Raw genomic sequence first — 13705 nt, forward strand, 5'->3', positions numbered from 1 at the left:
GCCGTCAATTTCGTCATACGCCTTGAAGTCACCAAACTGTTTGGTGATCGCTGCCGTCAGCGTGGTTTTACCATGGTCAACGTGACCGATAGTGCCGATGTTGCAGTGCGGCTTACTCCGCTCAAACTTTTCCTTAGCCATGATGGGCGCTTTCTAACAGTTGGGGGGCCTGCTGGCCCGTGATACCTCTACCGCGCGCGACATATTGCGTTGCGCAGCAAAAATCAAGCGGGGTTTCGTGTTATCGCAGCTCGTCCAGTTGCCGTTGGCGTTCCTGCCGCTCGGCTTTGGATGTTTTCCAGCAATTTGCCAGCGTTTCCGCAGGCACATCGTCGACCAGACAGTCGCGATTCTGATGCATCCACTCTTCGATTTCGCGGGTGGCATTATAAGTCAGGTTCTCCATCTGCTCTTCCGGGCTCAGCGTGTATCCTGATCCAACCAGCGAGCCGCCGGTAAAGCTTTCCAGCACGATAATTTCGCGCGGTTCCTCGTTGAACTTGCCCCCGGCCCGGTCATCCCATGCGGTGACGGTGATGATCAGCGCCGACTTTGGCGAAAACAACAACGGCAATCCCGGAGGCGCCAGCGCATAACCTGACAGGTTCACACCGAAATGCACCAGACGCGTGCCGTCGTAACGTCCAAACCGCGTGTCGATGGCTTTTTTCATCGACGCGATGAACTCTTCTTTGTTGGCTTCGCGCGACACCGGTCCCTTTTGGAAATCCGGTGCGACAACTATATTGTGCCCCAGCCTGAAATCACCCAAATCCGCGGGCGGACCGGTCACGGTTTCCGTTGGCGCAGTACAGGCGGCCAACGTCACTAGGGCAATCAATATCACTGCAAAACGCGTCATGTTTCTCTCGGTCCGGACAAAATCCAGAAACCGATAGCCTAAGCCCGCCATATTCGCAATCACAGCCTTCCCCAACGCCCAAAGGCACCCTATCTTTGTGGCAAAGGAGCGCCCATGACCCAATCCGCTGTGCCTGTGCACGTGCCGCTGGCCACTGAACCGCTTGGCCTGATGGGCTCGCTCAAGGCCGCGCGCACCAATTTGTTGTCGATCCTGCCCGAAATCGCCGTGCGCCAGCCCATGGTGTCAGGGCGTACCGGCATTCGCTGGCATATGATCATGGATCCCGGTGCGATCCGGCATGTGCTGCTGGAACAGGTCGACAATTACCCAAAGTCCAAAGCCACCAAGAACATCCTGCGCCCGGCGATTGGTGACAGCCTGTTCATTGCCGAAGGCGCGCATTGGCGCTGGCAACGTCGCACCGCGGCACCGGTATTTTCCCATCGCAACGTCATGAACCTTGCCCCGGTGATGAGCGCGGCTGCAAATCGCTCTGCCGACCGCATCACCGCCGCCGGGGATCGGGCCATTGATTTTCTCGACGACATGGTGCGCACCACATTTGACGTGATATCTGACGTGACCTTTTCGGGCGAAGGCAGTTTTGACAGCGACGCTGTACACCGTTCGATTGACGCCTATATCGCCGAGGCCGGCAAGATTTCCCTGCTCGACATGCTGGGCCTGCCCGACTGGATACCGCGCCCAGGACGGCTGTTGTCCGGCAAGGTGGTGGCGCAGATGAAACAGGTTGCTGATGACGCCATCGACGCCCGCCGCCTGCGCGGACAGGGGGACATTCCCGACCTGCTTGATTTGCTGCTGGCCGGTGAAGATCCCGAAACCAAACGGCGCATGAACACGTCCGAGCTGCGCGATAACCTGCTGACATTCATCGTCGCGGGCCATGAAACAACCGCGTTGACACTGGCATGGTCGCTGTATCTGTGCGCCTTTGATCAGGACGTGCAGGACCGCGCGCGTGCCGAAGCGCAATCGGTGATCTCTGGCACCACGGCGACAGGCGCAGATGTCGGGAACCTGCCCTTTATCCGCCAGATCGTGGACGAAGCGCTGCGGCTTTACCCACCGGCCGGGATCATTTCACGCACCGCAACAACCAACGACACGCTGTGCGCGCGTCAGATCAAACCGGGCGACACGGTGATGATCCCGATCTATGCGCTGCACCGCAATCATATGTTGTGGGATGACCCAAACGCCTTTCGTCCCGATCGGTTTGCCGACCGCAAAGCCGTTGATCGCTATGCCTATCTGCCATTTGGAGACGGGCCGCGCATCTGTATTGGCGCGTCTTTCGCGATACAGGAGGCGGTGATCATTCTGGCCACGCTGCTGGCGCGGTTTCGGTTTGATCTGGTGCCCGGACGGGAACCTGATCCGGTGATGATCCTGACTTTGCGGCCCAACACCGGTGTCTGGCTGACCGCCACCCCGGTCTGAAACAAGCGCTCCCGCCCCTTTTCAGTGCAGCAATGCTGCACGTCAAAGCGTTGGGCATAGCGGCTACGCCGCTGAATCGAACAAATGGCAGGTCTCACTCAGAAGACCATGAAAGCCGCGGTCAGGAAAATTTAAAGTCCCGTGGGAACCCATACGGGGCCTTTTTGCCCACACCAGCCCGTTTGCCGAGCCATTCCGACATGTCCGGTTCGTGGCGCGTTTTGCCGCCGCCCATGCTCCAGCTCAGCCCGTCAGCCCAGTTGAAGGTGGTGATGTCAGACAAACCACCATCCAGCTCTAACGTGCCCTGACGCCCGCGCGCCATGTTGTACTTCTGAATGCGCACACCTTTGCCGCGTCCCATTTCGGGCAACTCATCGACAGGGAACACCAGAAAACGCCCGTTTTTGGAAACAACCGCCACGTGATCGCCCACCACCGGCAGGCAAATCACCGCCCTGGCATCATCTTTGACGTTCAGCACCTGTTTGCCGCTGCGGGTCTGAGCAATGACATCCCGTTCAGCCACAACAAACCCGTCCCCGATCGACGACGCGACAAGCAGCCTGCGATCCGGCTGATGCACAAAGATGTCCAGAATCTCGGTTTCATTGGGCAGATCAACCATCAGACGCAACGGTTCGCCCATGCCCCGCCCACCGGGCAGATTGGCGGCGCTGACCGTGTAAAACCGCCCGTTTGTCCCAATTACCAAAAGCCGGTCCGTGGTTTCCGCGTGGAAAATAAACCGTGGTCCGTCGCCGTCTTTGAATTTCAGCTCGCGGGTCAGATCGATATGGCCGGACATCGCCCGCACCCACCCCATCTGAGAACAGACAACCGTGATCGGCTCTCGTTCGATCATCGCCTCCAGCGGCACCTCTTCGACCTGGCCGGCCTCGGCAAATACCGTGCGGCGCGCGCCACCTTCGTAATCCTTGCCAAACAGCTTTTTGGTGTCTCTCAGCTGATCCGAAATGCTGTCCCACTGAAGCCTTTCGCTTTCCAGCAAATCCTCCAGCCCGGCCCGCTCTTCCATCAACGCATCGCGTTCGCGCACCAGTTCCAGCTCTTCCAGACGGCGCAACGACCGCAGGCGCATGTTCAGGATTGCCTCGGCCTGAACGTCGCTCAACTCGCCTTCGCCCCTGGCTGGCAAAGGCGATACATAATCATGCTCGGACGTGGCCCGCACATGATCCGTGCCCCAGTCTTCGGCCATCAAGGCCGGTTTGGGCGCGTCATCATAGCGGATAATGTCAATCACACGGTCCAGATTAAGGAAGGCAATGATGAAACCTTCCAAAACTTCCAACCGATGGTCGATCTTTTCCATCCGGTGCTGTGACCGGCGGATCAACACCTCGCGGCGGAAATCAAGGAACGCGCGCAGCACTTCCTTCATCGAACAGACCTTGGGCGTGACGCCATCGATCAGCACGTTCAGGTTCAGGCTGAACCGCACTTCCAGATCAGAGCTGCGGAACAACATGCTCATCAACAGATCAGCATCAACATTCTTGGACTTGGGTTCCAGAACCAACCGCACGTCATCCGCGCTTTCATCGCGCACATCCCCGAAAATCGGTATCTTCTTGTTCTGGATCAGCTCGGCCAGCTTTTCGATCAGCTTGGATTTCTGCACCTGATAGGGGATTTCAGTGACGACAATCTGCCACTGCCCCCGGCCCAGATCTTCGATCTCCCACTTGGCACGCAGCCGGAACGACCCGCGCCCGGTGCGATAAGCCTGCGCAATGCTGTCACGCGGCTCGACAATCACGCCCCCGGTCGGAAAATCCGGCCCCGGCACATAATTCAGCAACGTGTCATCACGCACATCCGGCGTCTTGATCATATGCAGACAGGCGTCACACAGTTCAGATATATTATGCGGCGGAATGTTGGTCGCCATGCCCACGGCAATGCCGCTTGCGCCATTTGCCAAAAGGTTCGGGAACGTGGCCGGCATCACCACAGGTTCGCGCAAAGTGCCGTCGTAATTGTCACGGTAATCAACCGCGTCTTCGTTCAACCCTTCCAGAAGCGCCTCGGCCACGGCCGTCATGCGTGCTTCGGTGTATCGGCTGGCCGCCGGGTTATCGCCGTCGATATTGCCGAAATTCCCCTGACCATCGACCAGCGGGTACCGCACGTTGAAATCCTGCGCCAGACGCGCCATTGCATCATAAATCGCCGCATCACCATGCGGGTGATAGTTGCCCATCACGTCGCCCGAGATTTTGGCCGACTTGCGGAACCCACCGTTGGAATTCAGCTTGAGCTCGCGCATCGCATACAAAATGCGCCGGTGCACAGGCTTAAGCCCGTCACGCGCATCGGGCAACGCACGGTGCATGATCGTGCTCAGCGCATAGGTCAGATAGCGCTCGCCGATGGCGCGGCGCAGCGGTTCTGTAATGGCGGGCACAGGCAGGTCTTCGTCGTCGATCTGATCACTCATAAACCGGTGATACCCATTGGCTGCGACAGCGTAAAGCACGAGCATGGGGATAAGTGATGAAAATTTCCCCCTGCGCGCGCCCGGCGGCATGTGCTAGTGTACGAGTCACCCAAAAGGGTTTTAATATCAATTCTTTGATTGTTCCGAGGTTTTAGAGTTATGCGGTTTGTGCTGTTGAGTTTTGTTTTTCTTGGCTGGGCATTTTATGAGCTCAGCGACGGTTCCGAATTTGAACCAAAGGCCCGGTCGTTGCCGGAAACACAACCTGCACCGGTTGAAACCATAAAACTGGCCAGCCACAACACGCCCAAATCGACCGGCACAGAAGACGCCGTTTTGGTCGCGTCAAACGCGCCAGTCATTCCGGTTCCAACAGTGCGCCGCGACCTCAGCCAATTGTTGGGCGCGCCTGAACCGACACCTGTGACGCCCGCCTCACTGTCTGCCCTCTCAACACCCGTCCCGGACCCGACAGCAACAGCGCCACTCGCGGAAACCAAGGCTGTCCCCGCCGTTCTTCCCAAAGATATCCGTCAGGTCCGGGGCAGCCGCGTCAACATGCGCGGCGGGCCGGGCACAGGCTATGGCGTTCTGGCCACTCTGAAACGTGGACAACAGGTCATTGTCCTGCGCGAACCCGGCAATGGCTGGGCCAAACTCAAGGTGATCGATACCGGGCGCATTGGCTGGATGTCCGCCACCCTGCTGAAAAAAGTGCCTCAGGACCAATAAACCCACCGGGCTCCACAGTCGGGCTTGCACCTGTTGCCCTATCCCATACTCTGCGCGTGAAACTGCCAATGACAGGGCCGCGCGGACATGACCAAACAGAGCATTCTCATCACCGGTTGTTCGACCGGCATCGGGCACCAGTCAGCGCTGGCAATGCGTGACGCAGGCTGGCGTGTCTTTGCCTCGTGTCGCCAGCAAAAAGACTGTGACCGGCTGCGCACCGAAGGGTTTGAAAGCCCCCTGATCGACTATTGCGATCCGGCCTCCATCGAAACCGGACTGGCCGAGGTGCTGGATGCAACCGGCGGCACGCTTGATGCACTGTTCAACAACGGCGCGCGCGGCCTGCCCGGCGCCGTCGAAGACGTGCCCACCGAAGCGTTTCGCGATCTGTTTGAAAGCAACCTGATCGGCTGGCACGACCTGACCCGGCGCATTCTGCCCGTCATGCGCGCGCAGGGGCACGGGCGCATCGTCAATTGTTCGTCGGTTCTGGGCTATGTGCCCATGCGCTATCGGGGCGCTTATGCTGCCACCAAATACGCGCTCGAAGGCTGGAGCGATTGTTTGCGCATTGAACTGCGCGACACGGCTATCCACACGATCCTCATACAACCCGGCCCAATCACTACGGCCCTGCGTCGCAACAATGCGCGACTGTTCTTTCAGTGGATCGACTGGGAAAACTCTCCTTTCGCCAAAGACTATGAAACTTCGCTGGTAAAACGCTTCCGCGACACGGATCGTGGCCCCGATCCGTTTGAACTGCCAGCCACTTCGGTCAGCGACAAACTGGTGACAGCGCTTACCGCGCGCCGTCCCAGCGCCCGCTACCGTGTCACAAAACCCGCCCACATCATGAACGTCCTGCGCCGCCTGCTGCCAACCTCTTTGCTCGATTGGGTGATCGCCAAGGGGTGACACCGCGTAACAGATAAGACGGTTCAGTTTTGACCGCCAAAGGTCTACATCAGGACAAGCACAGCATTCAGGAGCAGAATCATGGCTAACGATCCTCTATTCTGGGTGGCCGCCATTGCCGCGTTCGGCGTGTTGGCCATTCTTATGATTGGCATTGGTGGCTTTGCCAAAGGTGGCGCATTCAACAAAAAATACGGCAACAAGCTTATGCAGCTGCGCATCGCCGCTCAGTTTGTCGCGGTTTTGCTGATTCTATTGTTTGTCTGGTTACGAGGCGGAAGCTGATACATGGTTGTCCTGAATAAAATCTACACCCGCACGGGTGACAAAGGCACTACCGCGCTTGGTAATGGCGACCGCGTTGCCAAATTTGACCCGCGTGTGACGGCCTATGGCACGTCTGACGAACTGAATGCGACGCTGGGCATGGCGCGTCTGCATGCTACGGGACTGATGGAAACTCAGCTGGCCGCAATCCAGAATGATCTATTCGATCTTGGCGCTGATCTGTGCCGCCCTGATCTTGCGGGCGACGCCACCGCTGAATACCCGCCCCTGCGCATGGTCGCGTCTCAGGTTGACCGCCTTGAGACTGAAATTGACGCGATGAACGACGTGCTGTCGCCGTTGCGCAGCTTTATTTTGCCCGGCGGGTCCGCCCTGGCCGCCCACCTGCACCTGTGCCGCACTGTGGCGCGGCGCGCCGAACGTTTGTCGGTGGAATTGTCTCAGAGCGAAGAGGTTAATCCGCATGTCGTCACCTATCTGAACCGGCTCAGCGACTGGTTCTTTGTAGCGGCCCGCATCGCAAATAATGACGGCGCAGATGACGTGCTGTGGGTGCCCGGCGCGAATCGCTGACCACGCTTTTGACCCCGCTGCGGACTGGTCGCGCTAACATATCGCCTGACGTATTCTGGCGGAACGTCAACTTTCTTGCCCTGTGATCCATTGTTGCAAAAATCTTCACCTGAAACTGCGAAACGCGACGTCGTTGCACAGGAACGTGACGATTTTGCTCTGTTTCGGCGGCGCGCAAGCCTATATCAACGCCCCAAGAGCATCCATCAGAGCCGCCTGTCGGTTCAAACCTATTGAAGGAGTCTACCGCATATGAAGGTGCTAGTGCCTGTAAAGCGCGTGATTGATTATAACGTGAAAGTGCGCGTGAAAGCGGACGGGAGCGGTGTTGATCTCGCCAACGTGAAAATGTCGATGAACCCGTTTGACGAGATTGCCGTAGAAGAGGCGATCCGTCTGAAGGAAGCTGGCAAAGCTGACGAGATCATCGCGGTGTCGATTGGTGTCAAACAGGCGCAGGAAACACTGCGAACAGCGTTGGCCATGGGGGCAGATCGCGCCATTCTTGTGATCGCATCCGAAGATGTGCATCAGGACATCGAACCGCTGGCCGTGGCCCAGATTCTGGCCAAAATCGTGGCCGAAGAAGAGCCCGGCATTGTGCTGTGCGGCAAACAGGCGATCGACAATGACATGAACGCCACCGGCCAGATGCTGTCGGCGTTGCTTGGCTGGTCGCAGGGAACTTTTGCCTCTGAGCTGGACATTGACGGCGACGCGGCTGTTGTGACCCGCGAAGTGGATGGCGGTTTGCAAACCATCAAGGTCGCGATGCCCACCATCATCACCGTTGATCTGCGCCTGAACGAGCCACGTTATGCGTCACTGCCCAACATCATGAAGGCCAAGCGTAAGCCGCTGGATGAAAAGACCGCCGCAGATTACGGCGTCGATGTCACTCCGCGTTTGGAAATCGTTAAGACAGAAGAGCCCGCCGCACGTGCAGCTGGCATTATTGTCGGATCGGTTGATGAGCTGGTCGAGAAACTCAAAGATGCGGGGGCTGTGTAATGGCTGTTCTTCTCCTTGCCGAGGTTAACAATGGCGAACTGGCGATGGACGCCACCGCCAAGGCTGTAACCGCCGCTCAGTCGCTGGGCGACGTAACTGTTCTTGCCGCAGGTGGATCTGCCGCCGCAGCTGGTGACGCCGCGGCCACAATCGACGGCGTGGCACGCGTGCTGGTGGCCGAAGACGACAGCCTGGGCCACCGCCTTGCAGAATCGACCGCCGCGCTGATCGTCAGCCTGGCCGACGACTACGAACATATCGTTGCACCTGCCACGACCGACGCCAAAAACGTAATGCCGCGCGTCGCCGCGCTGTTGAACGTGATGGTGATCTCGGACGCCACCGACGTGGTGGACGGGTCGACATTTGTGCGCCCGATCTATGCCGGCAACGCCATGCAGACGGTTAAATCCAGCGACGCCAAAAAGGTCATCACCTTCCGCACCTCGACCTTCGAGGCGGCCGGCACCGGTGGCTCAGCGTCCGTCGACACCGTGGCCGCAGCAGCCAATCCGGGCCTGTCCTCCTGGGTCGAAGATAAGGTTGCCGAAAGCGACCGCCCCGAGCTGACATCCGCCGGTGTGGTTGTGTCCGGTGGCCGTGGCGTGGGGTCAGAAGACGATTTTGCGCTGATCGAAAAGCTGGCTGACAAGCTGGGCGCCGCCGTGGGGGCATCGCGCGCTGCGGTGGATTCGGGCTATGCGCCAAACGACTGGCAGGTTGGTCAGACCGGCAAAGTGGTTGCCCCGGATCTTTACATCGCCGTCGGCATCTCGGGCGCAATCCAACATCTGGCGGGCATGAAAGACTCCAAAGTGATCGTCGCGATCAACAAGGACGAAGAAGCCCCGATCTTCCAGGTCGCAGATTTCGGCCTCGTCGCCGACCTCTTCGCAGCAGTCCCGGAACTCACCGAAAAACTCGGGTAAAACGGACGCATTGCTAAATCGGATAAGCCCGCCACATGGCGGGCTTTTTCACATCCGGAGCTTGCCAAGAGCCTTCGTAATGGCGGCAAAAGCTTCCTTGTGCGCGACCGGCCCCAGCATACGCTGCGCGGCCACCTGCTCCATTGGCGAACAGGACATCCCCTGCATACCTTGTGAAAGCGCGGCTTTGCTGGCCACCACCTCTACGATATCCTCGACCAGCGGACGCAATTCCTCGATCATGTGGCGATCCACAAACAACGGATCCGGCCCCAGCCCGCTTTTGCCCAACGACATGTCCGGAGCGTGATCCGCAAACCAGAGCAGCAGGATTTTTCCACCAATCGTATTCAGCAACAGCTTCATGCGCGCCGCCCATGCCATGCGCAATTCATCCCGCACCATGCCATAGCGATCCGGGGCGCGGGCACAAACCGTGCCCAGCATATGACGGGTAAAATGAAACTCGCTGAAATCCACCTCGCGAAACACCATGCGCATCATGTTTGATGCACCGATAAACCGGTCGTTGCGACGCGGATGCACCTTGTAGAACCGGTTCGACATGTTCTGGGCGCCCATAACCTGCACCACCGTCACCCGTGCCCGCTGTGCAATTTCCAATACGGCAGGTTCCGCCAGAAACACATCCACGCCCGCATTCACAAACCCCAGATTCACACAGGTTGTCTCTGTTTCATCCTCAACCATTTGCGCGAACGGCTGCGGAATGAATTTCCCATAGGTTTCAGTCCCGCCCAGAAACGCAATAAAATCGTCGTCCAGTTCTTTTGCAGGCCCCCGGAACAACAACCGGGACGTCCCATATTGACACGGCTCATAACTAAGGTCGCCGCCCCCCATTTTCTCGTAAGACATAATCTCACCACTAAATTTTCTCACCCAAGGGAGAGAATCGCCCAGACCTCTTGAGAAATTGCTAATGTGCTAACTTGGCTCAAATTTTCGACGCCTCCGGCCCTTGCAGCCGCCCAACGCACACGCGTATGCTCTGGTCAGGTTCAAGAGGGGTCGCAAGATGGAAATCAAGTCTGTTGGTGTGGTTGGCGCAGGCCAGATGGGCAACGGAATCGCGCATGTTCTGGCGCTCGCAGGCTATGACGTGTTGTTGAACGACATCGATCAAGGCGCGCTGGACGCCGCTGTCGCACGCATCGACAAAAACATCGAGCGTCAGGTCAGCCGCGATCTTGTTAGCGAGCAGGACAAAGCCAACGCCATGGGGCGTATTCAGACCACGCTCAGCCTGCCAGCCCTTGGGGGCACCGATCTGGTGATCGAGGCTGCAACCGAGCGCGAAGACGTCAAACACAAGATATTCGATACGCTTCTGCCACATCTGAAACCCGAAACCATCCTGACCACCAACACGTCGTCAATTTCCATCACCCGGCTGGCTTCGCGCACCGACAGGCCGGAACGGTTCATGGGCTTTCACTTTATGAACCCGGTGCCTTTGATGAACTTGGTCGAGCTGATCCGCGGGATTGCCACCGACGAGGAAACCTATCGATCCTGTCTGGCAATCGTAGAAAACCTAGGCAAAACCGCCGCGAGCGCCGAGGACTACCCGGCCTTTATCGTCAACCGAATACTGATCCCGATGATCAACGAAGCCTGTTATGCGCTTTACGAAGGCGTCGGTAATGTTGCCTCAATCGACAATGCGTTAAAACTTGGGGCCAACCATCCGATGGGGCCGCTTGAGCTGGGCGATTTCATTGGTTTGGATACCTGTCTTGCGATCATGCACGTGCTGCATGACGGGCTGGCCGATACCAAATATCGCCCGTGCCCTTTGTTGACCAAATATGTCGAGGCAGGCTGGCTGGGGCGCAAAACCAAACGCGGGTTCTATGATTATCGCGGCGACACACCTGTGCCCACACGCTGACCCACTAACGGGTCATCACATCAGCCTTTGGCACCCAGCGACAATGTATGTTCGCGCAGCCAGGCCAGGAACCCGCGAGGGTCTTTGGCCAGCGGCTCCATCTGTTCGTCGGTCAACGCTTTGCCAACAACCGGGGCCTGTGGTTTGTGGCACGACCGGACAATTTCGTGCAGCAAAAGCCCCTGACGCAACGTCGGAGATAATTTGTCTGCAATCTGATAGGCGCGCGAATTGCTGCCCGGATAGAAAATCGGAACAACTTTGGCGCCGGATTTTCGAATCATCTTAGCGGTGAACACGTTCCATTCCTGCTCAATCGCCGGACCAAACCACGTATCAGATGACATCACCACGCCCGACGGGAACAGCGCCACAACGCCACCTTCGGCCAGATGCGCCATCGCTTTTGATCGCATTTCGACCATCTTGCGTTGCGCTTCGGGATCGTGCGGAAACGGCACCGGAATCATGAAAGACGTGGCGGCCTCGTCCAGCCCGGTCAGAACCGACCGGGTGAGGATACGATAATCCTCGCGGACGCGCCCGATCAGGTCGGCAAAAATCATGCCGTCCACCATCCCGTGCGGGTGATTGGCCACAACAATGACCGGGCCTTCTTTGGGAATATTGGCCAGCTGTTCCTGCGGTGTCGTAAGCTCAATCCCCATAGTATTCAGGGCACCGCGCCAAAATCTCTGGCCGCGATATTCCGCATTATTGCGTTCAAACTTGTTTACCATCCGCAGAATGGTCAGCTTGCCGGTACACCATTCAATGGCGCGGATCGCAAAAGACGTCCACGGATCGTCAAACGAATTGGCATAAGTCAGCGTGCGCCGGTCATAGGTCTGACCGTCGGTTGGCGCGTCTTCTTTTGCCGTGCTTGGCTGTGGCACTGTTTCAACCAATTTTATTCTTTCTTACGTGACACATTAACCGCGTCAGAAACCTTCGCCGAACTTGTCAGCAACCAAAGCTTCGATTGCATCCGCCAGCGCAGAGGCATCCGGGCCATTGGTCTGAACGTCAATCGAAGTCCCCTTTGACGCGGCCAACATCAGCAACCCCATAATACTGTCGCCCCCGGCGCTCAACCCATCCTTTGACACTTCGGCCGAGGCGTCAAATCCTTCGACAACTTCTACCAGCTTGGCAGAGGCGCGGGCATGCAGGCCTTTTTCGTTAATGATGTTCAGGGTGCGCGATAAATTCTCGGACATTCATTCAATCCGTATGTACATTTTGACTATCAATATATTTGCGGCCCGCTTCTAACGAAGCGCGCACAGCGTCTGCGACCGACTTGTGGCGACTTTTGGCCAGTTTGATCAGCATGGGCAGATTTGCGCCGTACAGAATACGGCGATTGTCCGGTGCACAGGCTTTCAGGCTCAGATTTGACGGAGATCCGCCAAACATGTCTGTGACAACCACAACGCCCTGACCCTGATCCACCGAATCTGCAGCCGCACAGATCTCGGTCTGTTTGGACGGCCGGTCGTGATCTGCTTCGATCGTAATGGCGCGCACACCTTTTTGCGATCCGACGACATGTTCCATTGCCGCCAGATATTCGCTGGCCAGACCACCATGTGCCACGATCACAATCCCGATCACGCTGTTTGCTCTCCATCTTCAGTATTGCGCGGGGTCTGTCCCGGCAATGTCGCGAACCTGTTAAGTTCACGATGTCTAATTGACACTTGCCACCCACCTTGTGCAAGGCCCTCAGCGACGGTTTCTGCCATGTAAACGGAACGATGTTTACCACCGGTACATCCAAAGGCAATCATCAGGTGGCTGCGCCCCTCTGACACATAAGCAGGTAACACCAATTCCACCAGCCCCATCAAGCGTTCAACGAAGGGGGAATAATTCTCATCGCCCGCCACATATGCACCCACGGGTGCGTCTGTACCATTCAGCGCCCGCAAATCCGCCACCCAATGCGGATTGCGCAGAAACCGACAGTCAAACACCAGATCGGCCCCTTGCGGCAAACCGCGTTTGTAACTGAAAGACTGCACCGAAATCGCCAAAGGCTGACGGTCCTGCGGCGCAAACCATTTCTCCACTGACGCGCGCAGCTCGTGCGGAGACATCGACGACGTATCAATCAAAACATCGGCCCGGTCGCGCACCATTTCCAGCATGCTGAATTCGCGCACAATGCCCTCGCGGGGGCTTTCGTCCGGCGCCATCGGGTGACGTCGGCGGGTTTCGTTATAGCGGCGCTGCAGAACTTCGGCGCGACAATCCAGATACAGCAATTCCGGTGCAGGCCCCGGCAATCCGCTCAGCACGTCCAATGCATCCAGCAAGGCGCGCGGCGAAAAATCCCGGTTGCGCGCATCCACACCCAGCGCCATAGGCCGTTGCAACGGCGGCCCCGAGAATAATCGCGGCAACAGGCCCAACGGCATGTTGTCGATGGTCTCATATCCTGCATCCTCCAGCGCGCCGATGGCTGTCGAACGTCCCGCACCGGACGGGCCGGTGACCAGAACCAGACGGGCAAAGGAGGACGTGTCATCCGGTGTCAT

The 13705-nt window shown here is 57.8% G+C and carries 16 protein-coding genes; 8 read left to right on the forward strand and 8 right to left on the reverse strand.

Going from position 1 to position 13705, the window contains the following annotated elements; genetic code table 11:
• Nucleotides 1–141: GTP-binding protein (locus ABJI08_RS11290; RefSeq protein ID WP_295176471.1), on the reverse strand; the 141-nt coding region annotated here is incomplete at its 3' end.
• 100 nt (nucleotides 142–241) lie between these two features.
• Nucleotides 242–862 carry a hypothetical protein gene (locus ABJI08_RS11295; protein WP_348401945.1) on the reverse strand — a complete coding sequence of 207 codons (621 nt, stop codon included), beginning with the start codon at nucleotides 860–862 and terminating at the stop codon, nucleotides 242–244.
• A 114-nt stretch (nucleotides 863–976) separates the two neighbouring features.
• Between ABJI08_RS11295 and ABJI08_RS11300 the strand changes: the two genes are divergently transcribed.
• Nucleotides 977–2329: a cytochrome P450 gene (locus ABJI08_RS11300; RefSeq protein ID WP_348401946.1), complete on the forward strand. Its 1353-nt coding sequence runs from the start codon at nucleotides 977–979 to the stop codon at nucleotides 2327–2329.
• Between the two features lie 121 nt (nucleotides 2330–2450).
• On the opposite strand, the gene ABJI08_RS11305 is transcribed toward ABJI08_RS11300, so the two are convergent.
• A complete protein-coding gene (locus ABJI08_RS11305) occupies nucleotides 2451–4793 on the reverse strand; it encodes a DNA topoisomerase IV subunit A (protein WP_348402232.1) in 2343 nt (780 codons plus the stop codon).
• A gap of 174 nt (nucleotides 4794–4967) precedes the next feature.
• Between ABJI08_RS11305 and ABJI08_RS11310 the strand changes: the two genes are divergently transcribed.
• From ABJI08_RS11310 to ABJI08_RS11335, 6 genes are all read left to right on the forward strand, one after another.
• Nucleotides 4968–5525 (forward strand): SH3 domain-containing protein, encoded by a 558-nt coding sequence (locus ABJI08_RS11310; RefSeq protein ID WP_348401947.1) that lies wholly within the window; start codon nucleotides 4968–4970, stop codon nucleotides 5523–5525.
• An 87-nt stretch (nucleotides 5526–5612) separates the two neighbouring features.
• Nucleotides 5613–6446: an SDR family NAD(P)-dependent oxidoreductase gene (locus tag ABJI08_RS11315; RefSeq protein WP_348401948.1), complete on the forward strand. Its 834-nt coding sequence runs from the start codon at nucleotides 5613–5615 to the stop codon at nucleotides 6444–6446.
• Between the two features lie 81 nt (nucleotides 6447–6527).
• Nucleotides 6528–6731, forward strand: coding sequence for a twin transmembrane helix small protein (locus ABJI08_RS11320; protein ID WP_348401949.1), 204 nt, complete (start codon nucleotides 6528–6530; stop codon nucleotides 6729–6731).
• Between the two features lie 3 nt (nucleotides 6732–6734).
• On the forward strand, nucleotides 6735–7307 hold the full coding sequence (locus ABJI08_RS11325; protein WP_348401950.1) for a cob(I)yrinic acid a,c-diamide adenosyltransferase: 573 nt from the start codon (nucleotides 6735–6737) through the stop codon (nucleotides 7305–7307).
• Nucleotides 7308–7559: 252 nt separating this feature from the next.
• Complete coding sequence (locus ABJI08_RS11330; protein ID WP_348401951.1) at nucleotides 7560–8318, forward strand: electron transfer flavoprotein subunit beta/FixA family protein; 759 nt, start codon at nucleotides 7560–7562, stop codon at nucleotides 8316–8318.
• Complete coding sequence (locus ABJI08_RS11335) at nucleotides 8318–9247, forward strand: electron transfer flavoprotein subunit alpha/FixB family protein (RefSeq protein WP_348401952.1); 930 nt, start codon at nucleotides 8318–8320, stop codon at nucleotides 9245–9247. Before ABJI08_RS11330 ends, ABJI08_RS11335 begins: the two co-directional genes overlap by 1 nt.
• A 48-nt stretch (nucleotides 9248–9295) precedes the next feature.
• Here ABJI08_RS11335 and ABJI08_RS11340 read toward each other — a convergent pair whose 3' ends face one another.
• Complete coding sequence (locus ABJI08_RS11340; RefSeq protein ID WP_348401953.1) at nucleotides 9296–10126, reverse strand: DUF6473 family protein; 831 nt, start codon at nucleotides 10124–10126, stop codon at nucleotides 9296–9298.
• A 160-nt stretch (nucleotides 10127–10286) separates the two neighbouring features.
• On the opposite strand from ABJI08_RS11340, the gene ABJI08_RS11345 reads away from it, so the two are divergent.
• Nucleotides 10287–11162: a 3-hydroxybutyryl-CoA dehydrogenase gene (locus ABJI08_RS11345; RefSeq protein WP_348401954.1), complete on the forward strand. Its 876-nt coding sequence runs from the start codon at nucleotides 10287–10289 to the stop codon at nucleotides 11160–11162.
• A 20-nt stretch (nucleotides 11163–11182) separates the two neighbouring features.
• Here ABJI08_RS11345 and ABJI08_RS11350 read toward each other — a convergent pair whose 3' ends face one another.
• From ABJI08_RS11350 to rapZ, 4 genes are read right to left on the reverse strand one after another with little or no spacing between them, the layout of a single operon-like run.
• Nucleotides 11183–12058, reverse strand: coding sequence for a lysophospholipid acyltransferase family protein (locus ABJI08_RS11350; protein WP_348401955.1), 876 nt, complete (start codon nucleotides 12056–12058; stop codon nucleotides 11183–11185).
• Nucleotides 12059–12103: 45 nt separating this feature from the next.
• Nucleotides 12104–12382 (reverse strand): HPr family phosphocarrier protein, encoded by a 279-nt coding sequence (locus tag ABJI08_RS11355; protein WP_348401956.1) that lies wholly within the window; start codon nucleotides 12380–12382, stop codon nucleotides 12104–12106.
• A 4-nt stretch (nucleotides 12383–12386) separates the two neighbouring features.
• A complete protein-coding gene (locus ABJI08_RS11360; protein ID WP_348401957.1) occupies nucleotides 12387–12779 on the reverse strand; it encodes a PTS fructose transporter subunit IIA in 393 nt (130 codons plus the stop codon).
• Nucleotides 12776–13705, reverse strand: a complete 930-nt coding sequence (gene rapZ / locus ABJI08_RS11365) for an RNase adapter RapZ (RefSeq protein ID WP_348401958.1) — start codon at nucleotides 13703–13705, stop codon at nucleotides 12776–12778. The genes ABJI08_RS11360 and rapZ overlap by 4 nt, the downstream gene beginning before the upstream one ends.

It is taken from the genome of Shimia sp., from assembly GCF_039969785.1.
Lineage (GTDB): Bacteria > Pseudomonadota > Alphaproteobacteria > Rhodobacterales > Rhodobacteraceae > Shimia.

Bases quoted from the DNA above. Each gene is read 5' to 3' on its own strand.
- ABJI08_RS11295 (WP_348401945.1), bottom strand. From the start codon at position 862: ATGACGCGTTTTGCAGTGATATTGATTGCCCTAGTGACGTTGGCCGCC.
- ABJI08_RS11300 (WP_348401946.1), top strand. From the start codon at position 977: ATGACCCAATCCGCTGTGCCTGTGCACGTGCCGCTGGCCACTGAACCG.
- ABJI08_RS11305 (WP_348402232.1), bottom strand. From the start codon at position 4,793: ATGAGTGATCAGATCGACGACGAAGACCTGCCTGTGCCCGCCATTACA.
- ABJI08_RS11315 (WP_348401948.1), top strand. From the start codon at position 5,613: ATGACCAAACAGAGCATTCTCATCACCGGTTGTTCGACCGGCATCGGG.
- ABJI08_RS11320 (WP_348401949.1), top strand. From the start codon at position 6,528: ATGGCTAACGATCCTCTATTCTGGGTGGCCGCCATTGCCGCGTTCGGC.
- ABJI08_RS11325 (WP_348401950.1), top strand. From the start codon at position 6,735: ATGGTTGTCCTGAATAAAATCTACACCCGCACGGGTGACAAAGGCACT.
- ABJI08_RS11330 (WP_348401951.1), top strand. From the start codon at position 7,560: ATGAAGGTGCTAGTGCCTGTAAAGCGCGTGATTGATTATAACGTGAAA.
- ABJI08_RS11335 (WP_348401952.1), top strand. From the start codon at position 8,318: ATGGCTGTTCTTCTCCTTGCCGAGGTTAACAATGGCGAACTGGCGATG.
- ABJI08_RS11340 (WP_348401953.1), bottom strand. From the start codon at position 10,126: ATGTCTTACGAGAAAATGGGGGGCGGCGACCTTAGTTATGAGCCGTGT.
- ABJI08_RS11345 (WP_348401954.1), top strand. From the start codon at position 10,287: ATGGAAATCAAGTCTGTTGGTGTGGTTGGCGCAGGCCAGATGGGCAAC.
- ABJI08_RS11355 (WP_348401956.1), bottom strand. From the start codon at position 12,382: ATGTCCGAGAATTTATCGCGCACCCTGAACATCATTAACGAAAAAGGC.
- rapZ (WP_348401958.1), bottom strand. From the start codon at position 13,705: ATGACACCGGATGACACGTCCTCCTTTGCCCGTCTGGTTCTGGTCACC.